This window comes from Pseudomonas sp. BIGb0278, assembly GCF_024809895.1.
GTDB classification, from domain to species: Bacteria; Pseudomonadota; Gammaproteobacteria; order Pseudomonadales; family Pseudomonadaceae; genus Aquipseudomonas; species Aquipseudomonas shirazensis.
Map to the genome: position 1 here is coordinate 255,570 of NZ_JANUEL010000005.1, position 23,361 is coordinate 278,930.

Sequence of the window (23,361 nt, forward strand, 5' to 3'; positions counted from 1 at the left end):
GTTTCTGCAGCCGGTTGCAGTTTTGCGGGCAAAAAAAAGCCCCGCCAGAGGCGGGGTTGAGGTACGAGCGTGGCAGCTCGAAAGTAGTGACTGCTGCCCCGGCATGTGCCGGGGCAGCAGTTGCAGCATTACAGCAGGATGGTGCGGATATCACCCAGCAAGTCGCTCAGGCGCTTGGTGAAGCGCGCAGCAGCGGCGCCGTTGATCACACGGTGATCGTACGACAGCGACAGCGGCAGCATCAGCTTGGGCTGGAAGGCCTTGCCATCCCAGACTGGCTGGATGGTTGCCTTGGATACACCCAAGATCGCCACTTCCGGCGCGTTGACGATCGGCGTGAAGCCAGTGCCGCCAATGTGACCGAGGCTGGAGATGGTGAAGCAGGCGCCCTGCATCTCGTCGGCCGAAAGCTTTTTGGTACGGGCTTTTTCAGCCAGTGCCGCAGCTTCGCCAGCCAGTTGCAGCAGGCTCTTCTGGTCGACGTTCTTGATGACCGGGACCAGCAGACCATCCGGGGTGTCGACGGCGAAACCGACGTTGACGTACTTCTTGCGGATGATTGCCTTGCCGCTTGGTGCCAGCGAACTGTTGAAGTCCGGCAGCTCCTTGAGCAGGTGGGCGCAGGCCTTGAGCAGCAGCGGCAGTACGGTCAGCTTGACGCCGGCCTTTTCCGCTACGGCTTTTTGCGCGACACGGAAGGCTTCCAGCTCGGTGATGTCAGCCGAATCGAACTGAGTCACGTGCGGCACGTTGAGCCAGCTGCGGTGCAGGTTGGCAGCGCCGACTTGCATCAGGCGGGTCATGGCCACTTCTTCGACTTCACCGAACTTGCTGAAGTCGACCACCGGGATCGGCGGGATACCAGCACCACCGGTTGCACCGGCGGCGGCCGGCGCTTCCTTGGCCTTCTGCATCATCGCCTTGACGTAGACCTGCACGTCTTCCTTGAGGATGCGACCGTGCGGGCCAGTAGCCGAAACAGCGCCCAGCTCGACACCGAATTCACGGGCCAGCTGACGTACCGCAGGGCCGGCATGGACCTTGGCGTTGCTGGCAGCAGCCGGGGCAGCAGCCTGGGCCGGTGCAGCAGCTGGAGCCGGTGCGGCGGCAGGTGCGGCAGCCGGAGCAGCCTCAGCCTTGGCCGGTGCGGCAGCCGCCTGGGCAGGGGCCGCAGCAGGTGCGGCGCCAGCGATCTTCAACTTGAGGATCAGGTCACCGGTGCCGACTTCGTCGTCCAGCTTGGCGATCACTTCTTCAACCACGCCAGCGGCAGGCGAAGGGATCTCCATGGAGGCCTTGTCGGACTCCAGGGTGATCAGCGACTGGTCAGCTTCGACGGTGTCGCCGGCCTTGACCAGTACTTCGATGATCTTGGCCTTGCCCGACGAGCCGATGTCCGGCACGTGGATGTCCTGCACGGTGGCAGCAGCAGGAGCTGCGGCCGGCGCAGGAGCAGCCTCGGCGGCTGGCGCAGGCGCGGCAGCCGGTTGTTCGGCGGCAGGCGCAGCAGCGGCCGGAGCCTCGGACGCCGCAGCGCCCTCGGCTTCCAGAACCAGCAGTTCGTCGCCTTCTTTCAGGCGATCGCCCAGCTTGACCTTGAGCTCTTTGACGATGCCGGCTTTAGGCGCCGGAATCTCCATGGAGGCCTTGTCGGACTCCAGGGTCAGCAGGCTCTGGTCAGCCTCGATGCGGTCGCCAACCTTGACGAACAGCTCGATGATTTCACCTTCACCGCTGCCGATGTCAGGTACGCGAATGAGTTCGCTCACTTAAAAATACTCCTCAGCAGTCCAGTGGGTTGCGCTTGTCCGGGTCGATGCCGAACTTGACGATGGCATCAGCTACCACCTTCGGTTCGATCTCGCCACGGTCAGCCAAGGCTTCCAGGGCAGCCAGCACCACGAAGTGACGGTCAACTTCGAAGAAGTGACGCAGCTTCTTGCGGCTGTCGCTGCGACCGAAACCATCGGTACCCAGGACTTTGAACTCTTTGCTCGGCACCCACTGACGGATCTGCTCGGCAAAGATCTTCATGTAGTCGGTCGATGCGATAACCGGGCCTTTGCGACCGGTCAGGCACTGCTCGACGTAAGTCTGCTGTGGCTTCTGGCCAGGCTTGAGGCGGTTGGCGCGTTCTACGGCGAGGCCGTCGCGACGCAGTTCGTTGAAGCTGGTAACGCTCCACACGTCGGCACCGACGTTGAACTCTTCGCGCAGGATCTTCGCTGCTTCACGGACTTCACGCAGGATGGTGCCGGAACCCATCAGCTGAACGTGGTGTGCCGCGTCGCGGGTGTCTTCTTCGAGCAGGTACATGCCCTTGACGATACCTTCCTCGACACCGGCCGGAATTGCCGGCTGCTGGTAGGATTCGTTCATCACGGTGATGTAGTAGAAGATGTCCTGTTGCTCTTCGGTCATCTTCTTCATGCCGTCCTGAATGATCACCGCCAGCTCATAGCCGTAGGTTGGATCGTAGGTGCGGCAGTTCGGGATGGTCCCGGCCAGCAGGTGGCTATGACCGTCTTCGTGCTGCAGGCCTTCACCGTTGAGGGTGGTACGGCCGGCGGTACCGCCGATCAGGAAGCCACGGGTGCGGCTGTCGCCAGCGGCCCAGGCCAGGTCACCGATACGCTGGAAGCCGAACATCGAGTAGAAGATGTAGAACGGCAGCATCGGCTGGTTGTGGTTCGAGTACGAAGTACCGGCAGCGATGAACGACGACATGGCGCCGGCTTCGTTGATGCCTTCTTCGAGAATCTGACCTTTCTTGTCTTCGCGGTAGAACATCACCTGGTCTTTGTCGACTGGCTCGTAGAGCTGGCCGACCGACGAGTAGATGCCCAGCTGGCGGAACATGCCTTCCATACCGAAGGTACGGGCTTCGTCCGGGATGATCGGAACGATGCGCTGGCCAATCTCTTTGTCCTTGACCAGCTGCGCGAGGATCCGCACGAAGGCCATGGTGGTGGAGATTTCACGGTCGCCCGAGCCGTCCAGGATAGCCTTGAGGGTTTCCAGGGGCGGGGTCGGGATGCTCATGCTCTTGGCGCGGCGCTGTGGTACGAAGCCACCCAGGGCGGAGCGACGCTCAGCCAGGTAACGGGCCTCGGCGCTGCCTTCTTCTGGTTTGAAGAACGGCAGGTTCTCCAGCTCGTCGTCCTTGACCGGGATGTCGAAACGATCACGGAAGTGACGCAGGCTGTCGACGTCGACCTTCTTGGTGTTGTGCGCGGTGTTCTTGGCTTCGCCAGCACCGGTACCGTAACCCTTGATGGTCTTGGCCAGGATGACGGTCGGCTGTTCCTTGTGGTTCACAGCCTGGTGGTACGCCGCGTAGACCTTGTACGGGTCGTGGCCGCCACGGTTGAGCTTCCAGATCTCGTCATCGGACAGGTCTTCGACCATGGCCTTGAGCTCTGGGGTGTTGAAGAAGTGCTGACGGACGTACGCGCCGTCCTTGGCCTTGTAGTTCTGGTACTCGCCGTCGATGACTTCGTCCATGCGACGTTGCAGGATACCGTCGACGTCCTTGGCCAGCAGTGGGTCCCAGAAACGGCCCCAGACCACTTTGTTGACGTTCCAGCCACCGCCACGGAACACGCCTTCGAGTTCCTGGATGATCTTGCCGTTACCGCGCACTGGGCCGTCGAGGCGCTGCAGGTTGCAGTTGATGACGAAGATCAGGTTGTCCAGCTTCTCGCGGCCAGCCAGGGAGATCGCGCCCAGGGATTCCGGCTCGTCGCACTCGCCGTCGCCCATGAAGCACCAGACCTTTTGCTTGCCGGCCGGGATGTAGCCGCGGGCTTCGAGGTACTTCATGAAGCGCGCCTGGTAGATCGCCTGGATCGGGCCCAGACCCATCGAAACGGTCGGGAACTGCCAGAAGTCAGGCATCAGCCATGGGTGCGGGTAGGACGACAGGCCTTTGCCATCGACTTCCTGACGGAAGTTGTTCATCTGCTCTTCGCTGATCCGGCCTTCCATGAAGGCACGGGCGTAGACGCCAGGCGAGGCGTGGCCCTGGAAGAAGATCAGGTCGCCGCCGTGTTCGTCGGTCGGGGCCTGGAAGAAGTAGTTGAAGCCGATGTCATACAGGGTGGCACTGGAGGCAAAGCTCGAGATGTGTCCGCCCAGGTCCGAATCCTTCAGGTTGGTGCGCATGACCATGGCCAGTGCGTTCCAACGCACCAACGAGCGAATGCGGCGTTCCATGAACAGGTCGCCAGGCATGCGTGCTTCGTGGGTGACAGGGATGGTGTTGCGGTATGGCGTGGTGATGGCATACGGCAGCTGGGAACCACTGCGGGTGGCCAGCTCGCCCATACGGGTCATCAGGTAATGAGCGCGGTCTTCGCCTTCTTTGTCGAGGACCGACTCCAGGGCATCCAGCCATTCCTGGGTTTCGATTGGATCGAGGTCTTGCATGGCTTGCTCCAGGGCGGAAAGGCAACCAGAATCGGCTGCCTGAGTTTGCGACTGGCCTTATGGGCAGACGTCGTGAATTCTTGGATTACCGGAGTGTGACCCGGCGCCGTGTAGTTTTACTACAAAAGCTTTCGCATTTCATGCTTTTACACGGTTGGGGTAGTAGTAATACTACAGAAATGCGACGTTTGGTCGCACCCTGGCTTGTGGGGAAAAACGTTCATGTTGGTTGGCGATGTAGCTGAGGCGGGTGGATCTTGATATTTAATGCCAATGATTCGTTGATTTCAGCTATTTACAACTTTTGTATGACACTTCAACCGCGGTCCCGCTTCCCCGTAGCCAATTACACCCCTCTCTTTGTTGCCGATCAAGGATAGCCCATGCGTCTGCCTTTGCCTCTCGATCTGCCCGCTGGCTTGCAACCACTGGTCGTCCGTAACCAACAGCTGCTGAACGAGGCGCTGAGCAGTCAGGACGACCCTGGCCTGTCTACGTTGAGCGCCGAGCATCGGCAGCAGTTCGAGCAGGTGGCTGCCGCCAGCGAGTTCATCTTCGATCAGGCTCAGCGCGAGCCGGGTATGTTGCTCGAGCTGCTGGCCAGCGGTGATCTGGAGCAGGCCTATGCGCCGGGCGAGATGACCGCGCGGATTGCCGCAGTGGCCCAGGCGGCGCAGAGCGAAGAAGAGCTGGCGCGCAACCTGCGCCGGGCCCGCAACCGTCAGCAGATGCGCATCATCTGGCGCGACATTACCCGCCAGGCGGCGCTGGGGGAAACCTGCCGCGACCTGTCAGATATGGCCGACGCCTGCATCGATCAGGCTTACCAATGGCTGTACCCGCGGCATTGCCAGCAGTTCGGCACGCCTATCGGCAACCGCAGTGGCGAGGCGCAGCACATGGTCGTACTGGGCATGGGCAAGCTGGGTGCGGTGGAGCTGAACCTGTCTTCGGACATCGACCTGATCTTCGCCTTTGCCGAGGGCGGCGAGACCGAGGGGGTCAAGCGCTCGCTGGACAACCAGGAGTTTTTCACCCGCCTCGGCCAGCGCCTGATCAAGGCACTCGATCCGGTCACCGTCGATGGCTTTGTGTTTCGCGTCGATATGCGCCTGCGTCCCTACGGCTCGGCCGGCGCGCTGGTGCTGTCGTTCAATGCACTGGAGCAGTACTACCAGGACCAGGGCCGCGACTGGGAACGCTACGCCATGATCAAGGCGCGTGTTGTGGCCGGTGATCAGGCTGCCGGCGCCCAGTTGCAGGAGATGCTGCGGCCGTTCGTGTACCGGCGCTACCTGGACTTCTCGGCAATCGAAGCGCTGCGCACCATGAAGCAGCTGATTCAGCAGGAAGTGCGGCGCAAGGGCATGGCCGACAACATCAAGCTGGGCGCGGGTGGCATTCGCGAGGTCGAGTTCATCGCCCAGGCTTTCCAGCTGATCCATGGTGGGCGCGACCTGAGCCTGCAGCAGCGGCCACTGCTGAAGGTGCTGGCCACCCTTGAAGGGCAGGGCTATTTGCCGCCTGCAGTGATTACCGAGCTGCGCGAAGGCTATGAATTCCTGCGTTATACCGAACACGCCATCCAGGCCATTGCCGACCGGCAGACGCAGATGTTGCCCGACAGCGACATCGATCGGGCGCGGGTTGCGTTCATCCTCGGCTTTGCCGACTGGGACAGCTTCCATGCCCAGTTGATGTACTGGCGCGGACGCATCGACTGGCACTTCCGCCAGGTCATCGCTGACCCGGATGAAGACGAGGCCGAGGGCGAACTGGTGGTGGGTGGCGAATGGTCGCCGCTGTGGGAGCAGGCCCAGGATGAAGAGGCCGCCTGCCGCCAGCTTGAAGAAGCCGGCTTCGGCCAGCCAGCCGATGCCTTGCGCCGCTTGACCGGGCTGCGCGCCAGCCCGCAGCTGCGTTCGATGCAGCGCCTGGGCCGCGAACGCCTGGATGCATTTATCCCGCGCCTGCTGGCTCAGGCCGTTGAACACGACAATCCCGACTTGGTATTGGAGCGGGTACTGCCGCTGGTCGAGGCGGTGGCGCGGCGCTCGGCGTACCTGGTGTTGCTGACCGAGAACCCAAGTGCCCTGCGCCGTCTGCTGACGCTGTGCGCAGCCAGCCCGTGGATCGCCGAACAGATTGCCCGCTATCCGCTGCTGCTCGATGAGCTGCTCAACGAGGGCCGTCTGTTCAGCCCACCGCTGGCGCCGGAATTGGCCAGCGAGCTACGCGAGCGGCTGACCCGCATCCCCGAAGACGACCTCGAGCAGCAGATGGAAGCCCTGCGCCACTTCAAGCTGGCGCACAGCCTGCGCGTGGCTGCCTCGGAAATCAGCGGCAACCTGCCATTGATGAAGGTCAGTGACTACCTGACCTGGCTGGCCGAGGCGATTCTTGACCAGGTGCTGGCCCTGGCCTGGCGCCAGACCGTGGCCCGTCACGGTCAGCCCAAACGCAGCGATGGCAGCCTGTGTGATCCAGGTTTCATCATCGTCGGTTACGGCAAGGTCGGCGGCATCGAGCTGGGCCACGGCTCTGATCTCGACCTGGTGTTTATCCATGACGGCGATCCGCAGGCTGAAACCGACGGCGCCAAGCCGATCGACAGCGCGCAGTTCTACACCCGTCTGGGCCAGCGCATCATTCACCTGCTGACCACCCAGACCAACTCCGGCCAGCTGTATGACGTCGACATGCGCCTGCGTCCCTCGGGCGCTGCCGGCTTGCTGGTCAGCTCGCTCGGTGCGTTCGAGCGTTACCAGCAAGGGGAAGCCTGGACCTGGGAGCATCAGGCGCTGGTACGGGCGCGGGTGCTGGTTGGCTGCAAGGACGTGGCGAGCGCGTTTGAAGCGGTGCGGGCGAGGGTGCTCGGCCAGCCACGTGATCTGGACAAACTGCGCGCCGAGGTCAGCGAGATGCGCGCCAAGATGCGCGGCAGCCTGGGCACCAAGCAGACTGCGGCAGGCACTGCGAGCAATGCCTTCGAGGCTGGCGTGCCGTTCGATATCAAACAAGATGCCGGCGGCATCGTCGATATCGAGTTCATGGTCCAGTACGCGGCGCTGGCCTGGTCGCACGCGCACCCGGCGCTGCTGCGCTGGACCGACAACATCCGCATCCTCGAAGAACTCGAACAGGCCGGGCTGGTGCCGGCCAGCGATGCAATATTGCTGCGAGAAGTGTACAAGGCGTTTCGCTCGGCCTCGCACCGCCAGGCCCTGCAAAAGCAGGCCGGGGTGATCGACGCCGCGCAGTTCGCCACTGAACGCGCCGAAGTGCGCCGGATCTGGGGTGAGTTGGGTTTGAGCTGAAATCGCTGGGGCCGCAGGGCGGCCCTTCGCGGCAGTCCGGCGTCCCGGTAAACCCACAGGGTTAGGCTGCGCCGCAAAAACTTGTGGGAGCGGGTTTACCCGCGAACGAAGGCAAAGCCTTCGCCGTACAAATAGGGGGTGCGACCGGCCTCTTCGCGGGTAAACCCGCTCCCACAGGGTTATGAGCGGCGTGCTGAGCTCGTGTTCTTTTGCGTTACAGGCGCTAAAAGCCTTGCTCCACCACCAGTGGTACACTGCACGCCACCTAGCCTGAATATAAAGAGGGGAGACCGTGCTGCACTTTCCCCCAGCGTTCCTGGACAAAGCATGAGAATACTGATCATTGGCCCCAGCTGGGTCGGCGACATGGTAATGGCGCAGACCTTGTTCCAGTGCCTGAAGCAGCAGCACCCTGAGTGTGAGATCGACGTGCTGGCGCCCGAATGGAGCCGGCCGCTGCTCGAACGCATGCCCGAAGTGCGCCAGGCCTTGAGCTTCCCGCTCGGCCACGGCGCGCTGGAGCTGGCCACGCGCCGGCGGATCGGCAAGTCGCTGGCGGGCCAGTACGACCAGGCGATCCTGTTGCCCAATTCGTTGAAGTCGGCGCTGGTGCCGTACTTTGCCAGCATCCCCAAACGCACCGGTTGGCGCGGCGAGATGCGCTACCTGTTGCTCAACGACGTGCGCAAGCTGGACAAGGCGCGTTACCCGCTGATGATCGAGCGCTTCATGGCCCTGGCCTATGCGCCCGGCGCCGAGCTGCCGCAGCCGTATCCGCGGCCAAGCCTGCAGATCGAGGCGCCGAGCCGCGACGCCGCGCTGGCCAAGTTCGGCCTGGCGCTGGACCGGCCGGTCCTGGCCTTGTGCCCGGGCGCCGAGTTTGGCGAGTCCAAGCGCTGGCCGGCCGAGCACTACGCCGAAGTCGCCGACGCCATGATCCGCCAGGGCTGGCAGGTCTGGCTGTTTGGCTCGAAGAAAGACCACCCGGTTGGCGAAGCCATCCGCGAGCGGTTGATCCCCGGCCTGCGCGAAGAGTCTTACAACCTTTCCGGCGAAACCTCGCTGGCCGAGGCCATCGACCTGATGTCCTGCGCCGATGCGGTGGTTTCCAACGACTCAGGGCTGATGCACGTCGCCGCGGCGCTTAACCGCCCGCTGGTGGCGGTGTACGGCTCGACCTCGCCGGGCTTCACCCCGCCCTTGGCCGAACAAGTCGAAGTGGTCCGCCTGGGCCTGGAATGCAGCCCGTGCTTCGACCGCACCTGCCGCTTTGGTCATTACAACTGCCTGCGTCTGCTTGAGCCGGGCAAGGTCATTGCCGCGCTGCATAATCTGGCTGGGCCGAACCGTATCGATGTTCTGGCTGAGGTCGACTGAGTGCGGGTTCTGATCATCAAGACGTCTTCGTTGGGAGACGTGATTCATACCTTGCCGGCGCTGACCGATGCCGCCCACGCCATCCCCGGCATCCGTTTCGACTGGGTGGTGGAAGAGGGTTTTGCCGAGATCCCGAGCTGGCACCCAGCGGTAGACCGGGTGATTCCGGTAGCGATACGGCGCTGGCGCAAGAACATCTGGCAGACCCTCAAGAGCGGTGAATGGAAAGCCTTCAAGCAGCGCCTGCGCGAGCGCCAGTATGACCTGGTGATCGACGCCCAGGGCCTGGTCAAATCGGCCTGGCTGACCCGTTATGTCAAGGCGCCGGTGGCTGGGCTAGATCGCTTCTCGGCGCGTGAAGGCCTGTCCAGCCGCTTCTATGACCGGCCGTTGTCGGTTGCGGTCGGCCAGCATGCGGTGGAGCGCCTGCGCCAGCTGTTTGCCCTGGCGCTGGCTTACGACCTGCCCGAAGGCATCGGCAACTACGGCCTGGACCTCGACCGTCTGCAATTGCCACCCACGGCGCCGTTCGTGGTGTTCCTGCATGGCACGACCTGGGCAACCAAGCATTGGCCAGAGGCCTACTGGCGCGAGTTGGCCGAACGCATGGGCCGGCGCAACCTGCAGGTCTGCCTGCCGTGGGGCAATCAGGCCGAAAAAGACCGTGCCGAGCGCATCGCCCAGGGCTTGAGTAATTGCCAGGTACTGCCCAAATTGAATCTGGTAGGGGTGGCTCGCGTGTTGGCCGCAGCCAAGGCCTGCGTGGCGGTGGATACCGGCCTGGGTCATCTGGCTGCAGCACTGGATGTACCGACCATTTCCCTGTTTGGACCCACCAACCCTGGTTTGACCGGCGCCTACGGACGTGTCCAGGTCCACCAGGCCAGCGACTTCCCTTGCGCGCCCTGCCTGCAAAAGAAGTGCACCTATAAACCGAGCGCCGAGGATCTGCGCCGGTTCGATATCAAACGCGAGTGGCCGCTGTGCTTCACTCGCCTGAATCCCGAGCATGTGGCGAGCCGCTTGAGCGCGTTGCTGCTGGCTGAGGATGTTCGTTAATGCAACTGGCTTTCGTACTGTACAAATACTTCCCGTTTGGCGGGCTGCAGCGTGACTTCATGCGCATTGCCCTGGAGTGCCAGCAGCGTGGTCATCAGATCCGCGTCTATACGCTGATCTGGGAGGGTGAGGTTCCGCCTGGCTTCGAAGTGCTGGTGGCGCCGGTCAAGGCGATCTTCAACCATCGCCGCAACGAGAAGCTCAGCGCCTGGATGGCCGCTGACCTGGCCAAGCGCCCGGTCGACCGCCTGATCGGCTTCAACAAGATGCCCGGACTGGACGTCTACTACGCTGCCGACGGCTGCTTCGAAGACAAGGCGCAGACCCTGCGCGGCAGCCTGTACCGGCGCTGGGGCCGTTACCGCCACTTCGCCGAATACGAGCGTGCGGTGTTCGCCAAGGATGCCCGCACCGAGATCCTGATGATCTCCGAAGTGCAGCAGCCGCTGTTCATCAAACACTACGGTACACCGGTGGAGCGTTTTCATCTGCTGCCACCAGGGATTTCCCAGGACCGTCGGGCACCAGCCAACGCCGCTGAAATCCGTGCGCAGTTCCGTCAGGAGTTCAAACTCACTGACGACGACCTGCTGCTGGTGCAGATCGGCTCCGGCTTCAAGACCAAGGGCGTCGACCGCAGCCTCAAGGCGCTGGCTGCGCTGCCGGCGGCGTTGCGCAAGCGCACCCGGCTGATGGTCATCGGCCAGGACGACCCCAAAGTGTTCCAGCTGCAAAGTGCCGGGCTGGGCCTGGGCGAGCAGGTGCAATTTCTCAAGGGGCGCAGCGATATCCCGCGCTTCCTGTTGGGTGCTGACCTGCTGATCCACCCGGCCTACAACGAAAACACCGGCACCGTGCTGCTCGAAGCGCTGGTCGCCGGCTTGCCGGTGCTGGTCTCGAAAGTCTGCGGTTATGCCCATTACATCGCCGAGGCCGACAGCGGCCTGGTGCTTGATGAGCCGTTCGCGCAGGAGCAGCTCGACCGCTACCTGCAACGCATGCTCGAAGACGGCGAGGCCCGTGCGGCCTGGTCGCGCAATGGCCTGGCGTTTGCCGACAGCGCCGACCTCTACAGCATGCCGCAGCATGCCGCCGATGTGATCCTCAACCAGGAGCGCGCATGAAGCTGATATTGGCGCAGCCGTTCCAACGGCTGTGGGCCGGGCGCGATGCCTTCGAGGCCGCCGAGCAACTGCAGGGCGAAGTGTTCCGCGAACTGGAAGGCCGGCGCACGCTGCGCACCGAGGTCGAGGGCGCAGGTTACTTCGTCAAGATTCACCGTGGCATCGGCTGGGGCGAGATCTTCAAGAACCTGTTCAGCGCCAAGCTGCCGGTACTCGGTGCCGGCCAGGAATGGCGCGCCATCCAGCGCCTGCATGAAGTCGGCGTGCCGACCATGACCGCAGTCGCCTACGGCGAGCGCGGCAGCAATCCGGCGCAGCAGCACTCGTTCATCATCACCGAAGAGCTGGCGCCGACCATCAGCCTGGAAGACTTCAGCATCGACTGGGTCAAGCAGCCGCCGCTGCCGCGCCTCAAACACGCGCTGATCGCCGAAGTGGCGAAGATGACCGGCGGCATGCACCGCGCCGGGGTCAACCACCGCGACTGCTACATCTGCCATTTCCTTCTGCATACTGATCGCCCGGTGAGTGCCGACGACTTCAAACTGTCGGTAATCGACCTGCACCGCGCCCAGACCCGCAGCAGCATCAGCCGCCGCTGGCGCGACAAGGACCTGGCCGCGCTGTACTTCTCGGCGCTGGATATCGGCCTGACCCGGCGCGACAAGCTGCGCTTCCTGCGCGGTTACTTCCAGCAGCCGCTGCGTCAGATCCTCACCGAGGAGGCGCGCCTGCTGGCCTGGCTCGAAGGCAAGGCGCAGAAACTGTACGCGCGCAAACAACGCTACGGGGATGCACTCTGATGGCGGGCTGGACGCTGCTGCCGGAGTATCAACACCTGGCAGCAGATTTCGGCAGCCTCGAGGCAGTGTTCGCCATCGACGGCGAGCGCCTGACCCGCGACCCGCTCAGCGAAGTGGTGCGGATCCAGCGCGACGGCGTGTACTACTACGTCAAACGCTATACCGGCGCCGGCAAGCACTTGCGCCGCTACCTGGGCCGGCCGCGGATCAAGGCCGAGTGGCAGAACCTCAAGCAGTTCGCCAAGTGGGGCATTCCCACCGCCGAAGTGATCGGCTGGGGCCTGGAGCGCAATGGCCTGGCCTTTGGCCGTGGGGCGATGGTCACCCGCGAGCTGCCGCGTACCGAAGACCTGTCCGAACTGGCCAAGCGCAATGATCCGCGCCTGGCCGACCGCGCTTGGGTCGACCACGTCAGCCGTCAGTTGGCCCGGCATACGCGGGTCATGCACGACAACCACTTCACCCATAACGATCTGAAGTGGCGCAACCTGCTGGTGGACGATCAGGGCACGCTATTCTTCATCGATTGCCCGACCGGCGATTTCTGGCGCGGCTTCATGCTCCGCCATCGAGTGATCAAGGACCTGGCCTGCCTGGACAAGGTCGCCAAGTATCACCTGTCGGCGACTCAGCGCCTGCGCTTCTACCTGCAGTACCGTGGGCACCAGCGGTTGAACGCGAGCGATAAACGGCGGGTACGCGAAGTGGTGCGCTTTTTCGAGGGAAGGGAATGACCGACTATCTGGCCAGCAGCGAGCTTGCCCTGCTGCAACGCCACGGCTTGAACGATTTCGAAGCGCTGTGGGCGCTGCAACTCGATGCGGTGGACGAACCCAATACCGGCCGTGGCGGCTGGAGCAGCGTGTTTCGCCTGGAGTTGGAGGGCAAGGGCTACTACCTCAAACGCCAGCTCAACTACTTCACTCGCACCCTGCATCGGCCCTTCGGTGAGCCGACATTTGCCCGCGAGTTTCGCAATATCACGCGCTACCAGAAGCTGAAGATCCCGGCCTTGCAGGCGGTGTTCTACGGTGAGCGCAAGGGTAACGGCGAGCACCGCGCGATGCTCATGACTCGCGCCCTGGATGAGTGGAACGACCTCGACAGCCTGCTGGCGCAGTGGCCGCAACTGGCCGCCGAAAAACGCCTGGGCATCCTCCAGGCCTGCGGCCAACTGGGGCGTACCTTGCACGCCGCCGGCCAGGTGCACGGTTGCTTCTATCCCAAGCACATCTTCCTGCGCGAGCGCCGCGAAGGCTGGCAGGCGCAACTGATCGACCTGGAAAAGACCCGGCCGCTGCTGCTTGGCATGCGCGACCGGCTGAAAGATCTGGAACCTTTGCTGCGCCGTGCCCGCGCCTGGAGCGAAGGCGATGTGCGCAGTCTGCTGGCGGCCTATCTGCAGCAACCGGCCGACAGCCCGCTGGTGACTACCTGGCTGCAGCGGCTGGTGCGCCGCCAGCATGAAAAAGAGGCCCGTTGATGCGTTTGTCTGAACTCAAGGCGGCTGGGCGCACGCCGAGCCTGCCGCTGAACATTACCTTGGCCGATGCTGCTGGCAGCGCTGAGCTGCAGTTGCTCAGCCTGCTGCGGGTGCTGCCTGGGCAACGCTACGTCGGTGCTGGTATTTGGCGCGGCAAGCCGGTGCTGGCCAAGCTGCTGGTCGGCAGCAATGCTGCACGGCATTTTCAGCGCGAGCTGGATGGCGTCAAGCTGATTGCCGCGCAAGGCTTGACCACTCCGCAACTGCTGGCTGACGGTCTGCAAGAGGGCGAGGGCGGCTGGCTGTTGTTCGAGTACCTGGAAAACGCCCAGAGCCTGGGCGCTGCCTGGGCTGAGGTCGAGGCGCTGGCGCCGCTGGCCGATGAGCAGCAACAGGTACTGGGAGAGGCGCTTGGGGCGGTTGCGCAGATGCACGCCAAGGGCTTGTGGCAGGCTGATCTGCATCTGGATAACCTGCTCCGCCACGGTGGCCAGCTGTACCTGATCGATGGTGCCGGGATCAAGGCCGAGACGCCGGGGCAAAACCTGTCGCGCCCGCGCGTGCTGGAAAACCTCGGCGTATTCTTCGCCCAGTTGCCCAAGCGCCTCGAGCCGTTCACCGAAGAGCTGCTGGTGCATTACCTGCTGGCCAACGGTGAGCACGCGCTGCCGCTGGAAGCCCTGCAAAAGCAGGTCGACAAGGTTCGCGCCTGGCGCCTCAAGGACTTCCTGGACAAGGCCGGTCGCGAGTGCACCCTGTTCAGCGTCGAACGCAGCCTGTCTGGCCTGCGTGCTATCGATCGTAGCGAAGTGGCAGCCATGCAGCCGGTGCTGGAGCAGGCCGATGCGCTGATCGACCAAGGCCACCTGTACAAGACCGGTGGCGCCGCAAGCGTTGCCCGGGTCGACGTTGGCGGCCGGCCGCTGGTGCTCAAGCGCTACAACATCAAGAACACCGTGCACTGGTTGAAGCGTTTCTGGCGCCCGAGCCGGGCCTGGCATTCGTGGATCGAAGGGCAGCGTCTGCGCTTTCTCGACATCGCCACGCCAAAGCCGCTGGCGGTGCTTGAACAACGGGTCATGGGCCTGCGCAGCCGTGCCTATCTGGTCACCGAATACGCCGATGGACCGGATCTGCTCGAGTGTTTTGCGCCCTTCGTCGCCAGTGGCGATGCGCCCGACGAGCAGTTGCAGGCCTTGCTGAGGTTGATGCAGCAGTTGATCCGCGAGCGCATCAGCCATGGCGATATGAAAGGCCATAATTTGTTCTGGCAGCACGGCCAATGGTCGTTGATCGACCTCGACGCCATGTGCCAGCACGCCACTCAACTCAGCTTCGCGGCTGCCTATGCCCGTGACCGGGCGCGCATGCTGCGAAACTGGCCGAGTGACAGCGCCTTGCACAAGCGGATTGATCAGCTGTTGCCGCGGCTCGCCGAATAGGCTTCGGGCAGCGCCAGCCAGTCGCTGCTGCGGCCCGACTGGCGCACCCGGATGCGCCATTCGTCCGCCTGCCAGCGCAGCACCGCCCAAGGCTTGACGCCTGTCTGCTCAGCCAGGGGAATCAGCAGGTGGTACTGGTCTGCCAGCAAATGCCTGCGCAAGCCCAGTTGCCCGCTGCGGGTCTGCAGGTACAGCTGCTGGCCATCAGCGTGCAAGCCCGCTGCGCTGCTCAAAGGGGTGCCGGCGCGGGCTGGCGTGAGCAGGCAGTCATGACACAACGCTGCCAGATCTGGCAGGCCGTCATACCAGAGCACAGGTGAATCGATCACCCACTCGCCGCTGCGCAGGCGTTTGATCGGCTGCTGTAGATAGGCATCCGGTTGCTCAGGGTCGATAACCCGCCAGCGTTCGCCATCGAAGCTGACTTTGTAATGACTGCCGTGGTTGTCCCTGACGAAGTACAACGACAAGCCCCCAAACGCTGAAACCTGCTCGTAGACACCGATGTCATGCACACCATCGATGCGATAGCGCAACGAGCTGGTGTCGACATTGACTTGGTAGCGGGCCGGCAATGGCAGTGGCGGTTGCTTGGGCAAGCCGCGCAGCGCTCGGCGCAGGACGCTGGTAGCGAAGAAGCTGCCGCCCGCATCCGTGGCATGGCTGATGGTGTTGTAGAGATGGCGCAACACGCCTTCCATATCGCCTCGCTGGTGTGCCTGGATGCCATCGCAGATGTCCAGGATCATTCGCCCGATCGATAACGCCATGAGGGGCTTGGCAGGCAGTACCAGGCTTATCAGGTCCAGCAACCGCCAGGACAGGTCGATGACTGACTGAACATTGACCTCGCGGGTCGTCCGGCTGCTGGTGTCGACTGCTGCAAGTTGGGCGCGGACCTCTGCCATATACAATGCGAAGAACAGATCGTCGTGAATGGCTGGCAGGCGTAGAGAACTGCCCAGGCCCCCTTTGAGCAACAGCCGTTGCAGCTCGCTCTCCTCGACCTGTGGTAGCCGAGCGGCCAGGTACTGGCGCAGCGCCGGTTTGTCGCGCAGGGTGCGCAGCAATTGCCGGGTGCTGGAAAACTCGCGCCAGTTGCGTCGGTCTGGCGCGTCTGGGGTGTACATGAGAAACGACGGCACACTGCCTTGTGCAGTGTTTATCAGTAGCACCCCCTGCACCGTATGGCCCTGGATCAGTAGCTGCCGCACCACGACCGTATGGCCATCTACCGGCGGGCGGAGCGCGTTGTGGGGTTGGTCCAGTACCGCCGTTGCCCAGCGGTAACCACGCTCGGCGCGATGTTCGGCGAAGTGCCCGGCATACCGGGCCTTGACCGCTTCGGCACGCATTCGGGCGCGGTTGATTCGAGTATGGGCCAGCAGGCGCCAGCGGCCCGTGCGCGAGTCGACCAGTTGGGTGTAGAGAAAATCTGCATAGCGCCCGCCGGCATTGAGGCTGCGCACCAGTGTCTTCACGTAGGCCGGCGTCAGCTCCGGGGGCAGCGTGCGTGCCTCGGTATGGCTGACACGGGCGGTCAACCAGTAGTCGTAATTGAACCAGGCGAGGTTGACCAAGGCCAGATCGTCCAGTGGCAAGCGCTCGGTGACCATCTCAATGGTTTCATTGCCGACCTGTTTGAGGCCTTGCCAGGTAATGAACAGGGATGGGTTGAACGGGTAGGGCTGCGGCCCGACCTGGCGGGCGCGCGTGATGCTCACCGTTATGTCCTGTGGTAGCAATTGCAGGCCGAAATCATCGAGCAGGCGCTCTTGCAGGCGGGCTCGCGTCCATGTCCTGAGATCGTTCTGCTGAATAAACTGCGCTTGGGTGGGGATGCCTGGAGCCGCTGCTCTTTCACTGGCCACCACCAGTTCCTGCATGGTCTGCATGATGTGGCTGAGGCTTTGCGTGTCAGCATCGCGCAGCCATGCCGGCATGTGTTTTTCCAGTAACCGTGAATAGCGCGTGTTCAGCGTCGCCTTGCTACCAAGATCATCCTCGAGCCTGAGTGCCGCCATGACCTGCGCGTGTCGCGTGGTGGTCGATGACGGATGGTCGTCGCCCCATAGCGACGGCAGGTTCAGGCGCTGGCGCTGGGTGTCGATCAGTTGCTGTACCTGCGCTTCGATCGGATCATCGGCATACCACTCATAACGCAGACGCTCAGCCAGACGCGCCCGCTCGGCGGATTGCGGGTCGGCGTACAGGTGCAGCAACGTGCTGCTGAGTAGAGGGTCGTCCAGCCGTTCGCACAGTTCGTCATGCAAGGCCTTGAGCGAGGGAAATACCTCGATGCCTTGTGACAGGCAGCACAGCAGTGCCTCGGCGGTTTCGCTGTCGGCGTCGAGCAGCGTGCCCTCAGGGGTGCCCGCGACGATCACCATCACCCCCGGCAGGTAGCTGCGCCAGTTGGGCTGCAGGTTCACCAGCAGGGGCCGGTAGACCTGAGGTCGGTGTGCTGCCGCTATCTGCTGGCGTTGCCAGGCGCGCGGTTGCTCGATGCAAGTGCGCAGCGGTGCGGCCTGATCGGCGCTCAGCGTGTCGTCAGTGATGCGCAGGTCGATTTCGGCCAGCAGGTAAATCTGGCGCAGGGCGATCAGCGACTGCTTGCGGTTCAAGCCTTGAGTATTGAGTTCTGACCAGTAGCTGGCCAGGTCGCTGTGGAGCTTGCGTCGCGTCTGCAGATCATTGTGCAGCGGCTGCTCGATGACCGGCAGGGGTTCGAGCAGCGCCTTGATCTGGCCGGTGAGTGTTTGGATAAGTTCGAGAGGTTGCATGGCCCGCTCCTTGTCATGGGGGACCCTGCATCCTAGGTACGGCAAACCTGCTGTGGTTGTAGCCAGATAACTCAACTGCGCCTGATCAGTGCCCGCACGCCGAGCACGCCAGGAATGCCCAGGCCGACCCAGGCCAGAACATCCCAGCCATCGTCACCCAGCAGCGCGGCGAACAGCCCCCCTGCACCCAGCAGCGCGATCAGCACAGGCCAGGTAAAGATCCGCCAGGTGGGTTGCGAGCGATGGCTCATGGCTTGGCCTTCGCGCCGGTACGGCGCTTGCCCCACCAGAGATAAACGCCACTGGCGAGCACGACGATGGTCAGCACGTCGAGCAGTGCCCAGAGGATCTGCATCGGCCGTCCGCCGTAGTCGCCAAAGTGCAGCGGTTGCGACAGGCCCATCGCGTCCATGTACCAGGGCCGCTCGCCGACTGCTGTGACGGCGAGGGTGGTGGCGTCGATCAGGACTGGGGTGAACAGGTGCGAGGTCAGATGCGTGGCGCCGTTCATGAACACGGCATAGTGGTGCTCACTGGAGAAGCGTGTGCCGGGGAATGCGATGAAGTCGGCACGCATCCCCGGTGCAGCGGCAGTTGCGATCGGCAGCAGCTGGCTGGCCGACGCACGCTCGGCCAGCGGCGGCGCGTCGCGGTAGGGTGCAACCATTGCTGCCAGGCTGTCGTTGCGCCAGGCGGCGATGACCAGGTCAGCACAGGCACTGATCACCCCGGTGACGCCAACCACCAGCGCCCAGGTCAGGGTCACGATGCCGATCAGGTTGTGCAGGTCGAGCCAGCGCAGGCGCGGCGATCTGTCCTGGCGCACGCTGGCGAACGGCAAGCGGCGCATGAACGGCGCATACAGCACTGTGCCGGAGATGATCGCGACGACGAACAACAGGCCCATGAACGCCAGCCATAGTTTGCCGGCAAGCCCTGCGAACATGTCCACGTGCAGGCGCAGGATAGTCATCATCAAGCCGCCGTTGGCAGCCGGCATGGGCACGGCTTCGCCGGTGCGCGCATCGAGCATGAAGGTGTGCGAGTCGTTGGGATCGCTGCCTGCCGTGGCGGCAGTGATGGCGACTACGCCGTTGGGCTCGTCCTCGTCATAGCCGAAGTACTGCATGACTTCGCCAGGACGATACTGTTCTGCCTTGAGCACCAGTTGCTGCAGGTCCAGGTGCGGGGTATCGGCAGGCATCTGGCGCAGTACGGGGGCGTCGCCGAGCAGGTGTTCCAGTTCGTGATGGAAGATCAGCGGCAGGCCGGTGATCGCCAGCAGGAGCAGGAACAGTGTGCAGATCAGGCTGCTCCAGGTATGGACCGTGGACCAGCGGCGCAGGGTTAGGCTTTTCATCGCGTTTCCGGGTTGCCAGGGGGGCGTCGGGAGCGGCGCCAAAGGTGGGGTGTGCGCAATACCTGTAGGAGCGGGCTTGCCCGCGAACGGGCCGCAAAGCGGCCCCGGGCGCGACTCAGAACTTGTAATTGACGCTGGCTACGACGTTGCGTTCGTCGCCGTAATAGCACCAGAAACCGTCGCAGTTCGCCAAGTAGTCCTTGTTGAACAGATTCTTCGCTTCGACCGCTACGCTCAGGCCTTTCATGCTGTTGTCCAGCCGGCCGAGGTCATAGTGCGCCGAGGCGTCATAGACCGTATAGGAACTGACATGCGCCACGCTGGTGTTGGCGGTGTTGCCGTAGGTATCGCCTACATAGCGCACGCCACCACCGACACCGAAACCGTCAAGCAGGCCGTTGTGCCAGGTGTAGTCAGCCCAAAGTGTTGCCTGGTTGCGCGGAATCAATGCCATGCGGTTGCCGACGTCGGTGGCAAGACCCTTGGTGATCTCGGTATCGGTGTAGGTGTAGGAGGCAATAGCCTTGAAGTTGTCGGTCAACTGCGTGGACGCTTCCAGCTCCAGGCCACGAACCTGCAATTCGCCGACCTGGCGGGTGATGCTGCCTTCGGTTACACGCACGTTTTGCTGAGTCAGGTCATACACGGCGGCGGTCAGCAAGGTCTGGCTGCCAACCGGCTGGTATTTCACGCCGACCTCATACTGACGGCCCTCGGTCGGTGCGAACGACTGCGCTGCTCGGGCATCGGCACCCATGGTGGGCTGGAACGACTCGGTATAGGAGATATACGGCGTGACGCCATTATCGAACACATAGCTCAAGCCTACGTTGCCGCTGAAGGCCTTGTCACGCTGGGTGCTGGTGGCATTGTTGACGTTGAATCGAGTCCCGGTGTGCACCCAGTCCTCGCGCCCGCCGAGGGTCAGGCGCCAGTTATCCAGTGACATTTGATCTTGCACGTACACACCCGTCTGCTGAGTCTTCTGGTTGAAATCTTGCAGGGTAATGTAGCTAACCCCGGACATGTCAGCGCCATACACCGGCCGATTGACGTTGATCGGCGGCACACCCAGGCCATACAACCATTGGTAGTTGGTATTGGCGCGTTGGTGGTCGAGGCCCAGCAGAAGCGTGTGGCTGACGGCGCCGGTGTCGAAGTCAGCCTGGAAGTTGTTGTCCACTGCAAACTGGCTGATGTCTTCGTTGATGATGCCTGACTCGCGGTTGACGTTGCCGTCGGCGTCGACGGTGTTAAAGGTACCGACGTTGACGGCCTGGAACGACAGATCGTTTTTGGTGTAGCGCAGATTCTGGTGGAACTGCCAGGTATCGTTCAGTCGATGTTCGAAGGCGTAGCCAAGGGCGTAGTAGGTGCGGTCGTAGAAGTCCCAGTCGGGCTCGCCAAGATTCTTGTGGTGAGAAATCTTGCCTGCCGCAGATGGCAACTTGGTGCCTTGCAGCGGCAGGAACTGCCCGGTAATGCCGGTATCGTCGCGGGTGTACTGGCTGATGAAGGTCAGCTTGGTGTCTTCGTCAACGTTCCAGGTCAAGCTCGGAGCGATGTTGTAGCGTTTGTCCGGGATGTGATCGATGGGTGAATTGCTGTCACGCACCACGCCGCTGATGCGGTACAGAAGGCGGCCTTCGTCGTCGATCTTGCCGGTGCTGTCGAAGTTGATCTGCTTGTGTTCGTTGCTGCCGGCCTGGACTTCGATCTGATGAGCGCTCTCTGCCTGCGGGCGGCGGCTGACCATGTCGAGCATACCGCCCGGCGGGGTCTGGCCATAAACCGATGAGGCAGGGCCACGCAGTACGGTAATGCGCTCAAGGTTCCATGGCTCGACCTTGGGGTTGGCGAACGAGCCTTTGGGCAGCGCCAGGCCATCAAGGAACTGGGTCGGGTCGAAGCCGCGCACACGCAGCCAATCGGCGCGCGAGTCGGAGCCATAGCCGCTGCTCTGCACACCAGCGGTGTAGCGCAGGGCGTCGTTCAGGTTGAGAACCTGGCGGTCGTCCAACTGCTGGCGGGTAATCACCGACAGAGAGCGTGCAGTCTCGACAATCGGCGTGTCGGTCTTGGTGCCCGCAGCGGTGCGCGTAGCGACGTAGCCGGTGCTGGCACCCCATGCGCTCTCATACGCGCCGGCCGCATTGATACTTGTCTCCGGCAACGCCAGGCTGCCTTCCGGCGTGGCCACCAGGCTGTAACTGCCGACACTACTCTGCTGCAGTTGCAGGCCGCTGCCGCGCAGGGCCGCCTGCAGTGCGCCGAGGGCATCGTACTGGCCTTTGACCGGCGCCGCGGTGCGCCCGCTGACCAGGGCTGGGTCGATCGCCAGGGCGATACCCGCCTGGCTAGCGATCTGATTCAGGGTCGTCGCCAGTGGCGCGCTGGGCAAGTCATAGGCGAGTTGCGATTGCTCGGCAGCATGCAGAGCAGGGCTGGCCATCGGGATAGACAGGGCAATCGCCAGAGCCATCAGGCTGGGGCGCAGGATACGATCAACGGCACGGGACATGCAGCGGCTCCTCGACGGATAAGTGCTTTGTGCTTCCTTGCCGAGCGAGAATTGAAAAGTGACAGGGGCCTGTCGAAATAAATTTATCGGCGCTGCCGCTAGCGGCTCATTGCGCGACGACCTTGACCCACCATGGCGTGCGCTGCTCGACCTTGACCGGCAATGCAGGGGTCAGTGAGGCCAGTGCCAGGTCGATATCGGTCAGCGGGAAGCTGCCGGTGACGCGCAGGTCGGCTACCTCGGGCGCGACGCCCAGATGGCCGCTGCGGTAGCGGCCCAGCTCAGCGATAAGATCGGCCAGGCGCACGTTGTCCACCACCAGCATGCCGCGGGTCCAGGCATCGGCGCCGGCCGCAACCGGGCTGATCTGGCTGAGGCCATTGGCCGTCATCATGACCTGCTGGCCTGCTGCCAGAACCTGCTCATCTGCACGGTTGGACGGCATTGCCGCGACCTGCGACTGGAGCACTTCAAGGCGCGTGCCTTGCGCTTCGCGCTTGACCAGGAAGCGTGTGCCTAGTGGGCGCAGGCGACCATCATCGGTACGCACCAGCAGTGGCCGCAGGTCGTCATGGCCGGTTTCAACCGAGATTTCGCCCTGATGCAGAACGATCACGCGCTGGCTGCCTTCGAAGTCGATATCCACGGCGCTATGGGTATTGAGGCTGAGCAACGTGCCGTCTTCCAGGCGCAGGGTGCGCAATTCGCCGGTGGCGGTGCGCTGATCGGCCAGCCAGTAACCCGGCGACAGCGACGGTGCATCGAGTTGCAGGACCAGCGCGGCGACCATTAGCACGCTGGCGAGCCCGCCGCCAAGGGTACCAACCCGCCGGCGCAGGCTGACCCGCGACTGCAGCAGTGCCTTGCGCGCTGGGCCGACTGCGGCGCTGAAACGCTGGTCGAGCATGCCCAGTTGGCGCCAGGCGCGAGCGTGCTCTTCGCTGGCAGCGTGCCAACGTAGAAACTCACTACGCTGCTCTGGCACGCCGGGGCTATCGTCCAGGCACAGCTTCCAGGCGATTGCAGCGTCCAGCACCTTGTTCGAGACCGGGCTGGTGCTCACGTCGGCTCGCCATACAGAGCGATGTAGCACTGGCGCATTCCCTGGGCCAGATACTGACGCACACGGGAGACGGAAACGCCCAGACGCTCGGCGATTTCGGCATGGCCCATGCCATCCAGGCGGTTGTGCAGGAACGCAGCGCGGGCTTTGCTCGACAGTTTGCCAAGCAAGCGGTCGATGGCCTTGAGGTCTTCGAGAATCAGTAGTTGCAGTTCCGGCGAGGGCTGTTCGGCTTCGGGCATCTGCGCCAGTTCCGCCAGGTAAGCCTGCTCCAGCGCAGCCCGGCGGAAATGATCGAACAGCAAACCCTTGGCCACTGCAGCAAGAAACGCCCTTGGCTCACGCGGCACCGGCAACTGGTCACGCCCGAGCAAGCGCACGAAGGTGTCCTGACTCAGGTCTTCGGCGCGTTGCTGGCAGCGCGTGCTGCGTTGCAGCCAGGCCAGCAGCCAGCTGCGGTGGTCGCGATAAAGCGCACCGATCAGATCAGCATGTGGACTGTGCGCAGACGGCAAGAGCGTTCCCCGGAAAGAATGCGTTAACTAACGATAATTATTCGCGATTGTTACAGAGGCGGGTGGCCGCACGCAATCCACGTCTA

Annotated in this window: 16 protein-coding genes; 8 read left to right on the forward strand and 8 right to left on the reverse strand. The window is 63.1% G+C overall.

The window, feature by feature from the left end; genetic code table 11:
* Nucleotides 1–128: 128 nt before the first annotated feature.
* Both aceF and aceE read right to left on the reverse strand, forming a co-directional pair.
* A complete protein-coding gene (aceF, locus tag M2396_RS18280; RefSeq protein ID WP_101322450.1) occupies nt 129–1,769 on the reverse strand; it encodes a dihydrolipoyllysine-residue acetyltransferase in 1,641 nt (546 codons plus the stop codon).
* A 13-nt stretch (nt 1,770–1,782) separates the two neighbouring features.
* Nucleotides 1,783–4,428, reverse strand: a complete 2,646-nt coding sequence (aceE, locus tag M2396_RS18285) for a pyruvate dehydrogenase (acetyl-transferring), homodimeric type (protein ID WP_101322449.1) — start codon at nt 4,426–4,428, stop codon at nt 1,783–1,785.
* A gap of 383 nt (nt 4,429–4,811) precedes the next feature.
* Between aceE and glnE the strand changes: the two genes are divergently transcribed.
* From glnE to M2396_RS18325, 8 genes are all read left to right on the forward strand, one after another.
* A complete protein-coding gene (gene glnE, locus M2396_RS18290; protein WP_259076859.1) occupies nt 4,812–7,745 on the forward strand; it encodes a bifunctional [glutamate--ammonia ligase]-adenylyl-L-tyrosine phosphorylase/[glutamate--ammonia-ligase] adenylyltransferase in 2,934 nt (977 codons plus the stop codon).
* Nucleotides 7,746–8,072: 327 nt separating this feature from the next.
* Nucleotides 8,073–9,122, forward strand: a complete 1,050-nt coding sequence (gene waaF, locus M2396_RS18295; RefSeq protein ID WP_188036797.1) for a lipopolysaccharide heptosyltransferase II — start codon at nt 8,073–8,075, stop codon at nt 9,120–9,122.
* On the forward strand, nt 9,123–10,181 hold the full coding sequence (gene waaC, locus M2396_RS18300; protein WP_150573398.1) for a lipopolysaccharide heptosyltransferase I: 1,059 nt from the start codon (nt 9,123–9,125) through the stop codon (nt 10,179–10,181). It abuts the gene before it with no gap.
* On the forward strand, nt 10,181–11,305 hold the full coding sequence (locus tag M2396_RS18305; RefSeq protein WP_150571140.1) for a glycosyltransferase family 4 protein: 1,125 nt from the start codon (nt 10,181–10,183) through the stop codon (nt 11,303–11,305). Before waaC ends, M2396_RS18305 begins: the two co-directional genes overlap by 1 nt.
* Entirely contained in the window at nt 11,302–12,108 is an 807-nt protein-coding gene (gene rfaP, locus M2396_RS18310; protein WP_101322444.1) for a lipopolysaccharide core heptose(I) kinase RfaP, read from the forward strand. Before M2396_RS18305 ends, rfaP begins: the two co-directional genes overlap by 4 nt.
* Entirely contained in the window at nt 12,108–12,842 is a 735-nt protein-coding gene (locus tag M2396_RS18315; protein WP_259076862.1) for a lipopolysaccharide kinase InaA family protein, read from the forward strand. Before rfaP ends, M2396_RS18315 begins: the two co-directional genes overlap by 1 nt.
* Nucleotides 12,839–13,591, forward strand: a complete 753-nt coding sequence (locus M2396_RS18320) for a lipopolysaccharide kinase InaA family protein (protein WP_181089452.1) — start codon at nt 12,839–12,841, stop codon at nt 13,589–13,591. The genes M2396_RS18315 and M2396_RS18320 overlap by 4 nt, the downstream gene beginning before the upstream one ends.
* A complete protein-coding gene (locus M2396_RS18325) occupies nt 13,591–15,033 on the forward strand; it encodes a lipopolysaccharide kinase InaA family protein (RefSeq protein WP_188036795.1) in 1,443 nt (480 codons plus the stop codon). The genes M2396_RS18320 and M2396_RS18325 overlap by 1 nt, the downstream gene beginning before the upstream one ends.
* On the opposite strand, the gene M2396_RS18330 is transcribed toward M2396_RS18325, so the two are convergent.
* From M2396_RS18330 to M2396_RS18355, 6 genes are all read right to left on the reverse strand, one after another.
* The gene (locus tag M2396_RS18330; protein ID WP_259076866.1) at nt 15,006–17,816 is read right to left on the reverse strand and encodes a dermonecrotic toxin domain-containing protein; all 2,811 of its coding nucleotides are present in this window, start codon (nt 17,814–17,816) and stop codon (nt 15,006–15,008) included. The two genes, M2396_RS18325 and M2396_RS18330, sit on opposite strands and share 28 nt — an antisense overlap.
* Before the next feature lie 71 nt (nt 17,817–17,887).
* The gene (locus tag M2396_RS18335; protein ID WP_259076868.1) at nt 17,888–18,067 is read right to left on the reverse strand and encodes a hypothetical protein; all 180 of its coding nucleotides are present in this window, start codon (nt 18,065–18,067) and stop codon (nt 17,888–17,890) included.
* Nucleotides 18,064–19,176 (reverse strand): PepSY domain-containing protein, encoded by a 1,113-nt coding sequence (locus M2396_RS18340; RefSeq protein ID WP_188036794.1) that lies wholly within the window; start codon nt 19,174–19,176, stop codon nt 18,064–18,066. Before M2396_RS18340 ends, M2396_RS18335 begins: the two co-directional genes overlap by 4 nt.
* Before the next feature lie 115 nt (nt 19,177–19,291).
* Nucleotides 19,292–21,697, reverse strand: a complete 2,406-nt coding sequence (locus tag M2396_RS18345; protein WP_259076872.1) for a TonB-dependent siderophore receptor — start codon at nt 21,695–21,697, stop codon at nt 19,292–19,294.
* Between the two features lie 106 nt (nt 21,698–21,803).
* On the reverse strand, nt 21,804–22,760 hold the full coding sequence (locus M2396_RS18350) for a FecR family protein (protein ID WP_259076875.1): 957 nt from the start codon (nt 22,758–22,760) through the stop codon (nt 21,804–21,806).
* On the reverse strand, nt 22,757–23,275 hold the full coding sequence (locus M2396_RS18355; protein ID WP_150571148.1) for an RNA polymerase sigma factor: 519 nt from the start codon (nt 23,273–23,275) through the stop codon (nt 22,757–22,759). The genes M2396_RS18350 and M2396_RS18355 overlap by 4 nt, the downstream gene beginning before the upstream one ends.
* Between the last annotated feature and the right edge of the window lie 86 nt (nt 23,276–23,361).

Coding starts and splice junctions, on each gene's coding strand:
- M2396_RS18320 (WP_181089452.1), top strand. CDS start 12,839: ATGACCGACTATCTGGCCAGCAGCGAGCTTGCCCTGCTGCAACGCCAC.
- M2396_RS18340 (WP_188036794.1), bottom strand. CDS start 19,176: ATGAAAAGCCTAACCCTGCGCCGCTGGTCCACGGTCCATACCTGGAGC.
- M2396_RS18345 (WP_259076872.1), bottom strand. CDS start 21,697: ATGTCCCGTGCCGTTGATCGTATCCTGCGCCCCAGCCTGATGGCTCTG.
- M2396_RS18330 (WP_259076866.1), bottom strand. CDS start 17,816: ATGCAACCTCTCGAACTTATCCAAACACTCACCGGCCAGATCAAGGCG.
- rfaP (WP_101322444.1), top strand. CDS start 11,302: ATGAAGCTGATATTGGCGCAGCCGTTCCAACGGCTGTGGGCCGGGCGC.
- glnE (WP_259076859.1), top strand. CDS start 4,812: ATGCGTCTGCCTTTGCCTCTCGATCTGCCCGCTGGCTTGCAACCACTG.
- M2396_RS18335 (WP_259076868.1), bottom strand. CDS start 18,067: ATGAGCCATCGCTCGCAACCCACCTGGCGGATCTTTACCTGGCCTGTG.
- M2396_RS18325 (WP_188036795.1), top strand. CDS start 13,591: ATGCGTTTGTCTGAACTCAAGGCGGCTGGGCGCACGCCGAGCCTGCCG.
- M2396_RS18315 (WP_259076862.1), top strand. CDS start 12,108: ATGGCGGGCTGGACGCTGCTGCCGGAGTATCAACACCTGGCAGCAGAT.
- M2396_RS18305 (WP_150571140.1), top strand. CDS start 10,181: ATGCAACTGGCTTTCGTACTGTACAAATACTTCCCGTTTGGCGGGCTG.
- waaF (WP_188036797.1), top strand. CDS start 8,073: ATGAGAATACTGATCATTGGCCCCAGCTGGGTCGGCGACATGGTAATG.
- aceE (WP_101322449.1), bottom strand. CDS start 4,428: ATGCAAGACCTCGATCCAATCGAAACCCAGGAATGGCTGGATGCCCTG.